This window comes from Cupriavidus sp. 05T313, from assembly GCF_056396665.1.
Map to the genome: position 1 here is coordinate 1 of NZ_JBFTLX010000467.1, position 2,107 is coordinate 2,107.

Sequence of the window (2,107 nt, forward strand, 5' to 3'; positions counted from 1 at the left end):
TGCCCTTGACGCCCTGCAGTGCCTTGGGCAACTTGATCTTGCTGTCGGCCTTGGCGCCGTCGCTGGCGGCCGCCGGATTCACGGGTTGGTTCATCTTCTCTTGTATTTCCCTGCAGCGCCTGGCCTTGATGGCTCAGGCTGCCGCCTCATTGCCTGCGCGTCCGGCGTCCTTGCCGTAACGGGTCCGCACATAGTCATCGACGATCGCCTGGAATTCCTCGGCAATCCGATCGCCGCGCAGCGTCTTGACCTTGACGCCGTCGACGAACACCGGCGCCGCCGGCGATTCGCCCGAGCCCGGCAGCGAGATGCCGATATTGGCATGCTTGCTTTCGCCCGGCCCGTTCACGATGCAGCCCATCACGGCCACATCCATTTCTTCCACGCCTGGGTAGGCAGTCTTCCAGGTGGGCATCTGCTCGCGCAGGTAGCTCTGGATACTGGACGCCAGTTCCTGGAAGGTAGTGCTGGTGGTGCGGCCGCAGCCGGGGCAGGCAATCACCATCGGGGTGAAGTTGCGCAGTCCCATGGTCTGCAGGATCTCCTGCCCCACATAAACTTCCTTCTCGCGCGCGGCACCGGGTTCCGGGGTCAGCGAGATGCGGATGGTGTCGCCGATGCCTTCCTGCAACAGCACCGAGAGCGCGGCGGTGGAGGCCACGATGCCCTTGCTGCCCATGCCCGCCTCGGTCAGCCCTAGGTGCAAGGCGTAGTCGCACCGCTTGGTCAGCTCGCGGTAGACCGCGATCAGCTCCTGCACTTGCGAAACCTTGCACGACAGGATGATCTGATTGCCGGGCAGGCCGATTTCCTCGGCCTTCTTCGCCGACTCGATGGCGGAGGTGATCAACGCCTCGACCATCACGTTCTGGGCCGGCCACGGCTCGGCGCGCTGCGCGTTCTCGTCCATGACGCGCGCCAGCAGTGACTGGTCCAGACTGCCCCAGTTGACGCCGATGCGCACCGGCTTGTCATGCCGGCAGGCCATCTCGATCATCTGCGCGAATTGCGTGTCGCGCTTCGCGCCCTGCCCTACGTTGCCCGGGTTGATGCGGTACTTCGACAGCGCCTTGGCGCAGTCGGGGAAATCCTGCAGCAGCTTATGGCCGTTGTAGTGGAAGTCGCCCACCAGCGGCACATTCACGCCCATGCGGTCCAACTGCTCGCGCAGGGCCGGCACCGCCGCCGCGGCTTCCGGCGTATTGACCGTGATGCGCACGATCTCGGAACCGGCACGCGCCAGCTCCTTGACCTGGATCGCGGTGCCGATGGCGTCCACCGTGTCGGTATTCGTCATCGACTGCACGCGCACGGGCGCATCGCCACCGATGGTGACCACGTTGTCGCCCCACACCACGCGCGCCTGGCGCGTCTTGCGGCGGGGCAACGGGCCGGGCAGGACCGGCATACAAGCCTGTTGATTCATAGCATTACCACCTTGCAATGCGGAGATACGCATGGCTGGAGAAACGACGTTTCAGGGCAGCGTCAGGCGCGCCACGTTGTTGCGGTTCGCGGACTGCAGGTCGACCGGCGTGCCGTTGCGGGTCAGCGACTCGACGCCCTTGACATTGCCGATCACGATTTTATAAGGCGGCGTACCACCGCCACTCAGATCCTGGCCGGCACGCGCGGTGCCGCCGAGTACGACCTTGCCGCCGCGGTCGCGAATCTCATACCAGGTGTCGGAAGCAAAACGGATCCGCAACTCGCCGGTACCGGCCACCGCAGTTGATACCGCGGTTGCGGCGGGCGCCGCAGCCGCTGGTGCCGCTGACGCAGGCATCGCAGGCGCTGGTGCCGCTGCCGAAGCGGCAATCCCGGCGGAGGCCGGGGCCGCCGGCGCCACCACGGCGGGGCCACTGGCCGGCAGCGCCTCGGAAGGCGCGGGGGCGTCGGACGCAGCCATCACCGGTGGCAGCGCGGCCGTCACGGTACCTGGCTCGCCGCCTTGCACCGTCGCTTCCGCTGCCGGAGGCGCCGTGAGGTTTTCCTTTCGCGCTTCCATCCATTGCTTGAAATGGTCCAGGCCGAACAACACGCCGCCGCCAATCACGGCGACGACCAGGGCCAGCCAGATCCAGCGGCCACCGGAGCCACCCGAGCC

At 66.5% G+C, this 2,107-nt stretch carries 2 protein-coding genes; both read right to left on the reverse strand.

From position 1 onward, the window contains the following. Nucleotides 1-133 precede the first annotated feature (133 nt). Nucleotides 134-1,426 (reverse strand): flavodoxin-dependent (E)-4-hydroxy-3-methylbut-2-enyl-diphosphate synthase, encoded by a 1,293-nt coding sequence (ispG, locus tag AC1DKD_RS40865; RefSeq protein ID WP_441632042.1) that lies wholly within the window; start codon nt 1,424-1,426, stop codon nt 134-136. A gap of 51 nt (nt 1,427-1,477) precedes the next feature. Further along, nucleotides 1,478-2,107 (reverse strand): RodZ domain-containing protein (locus tag AC1DKD_RS40870; protein ID WP_477144708.1); only part of this gene is annotated, 630 nt, incomplete at its 5' end.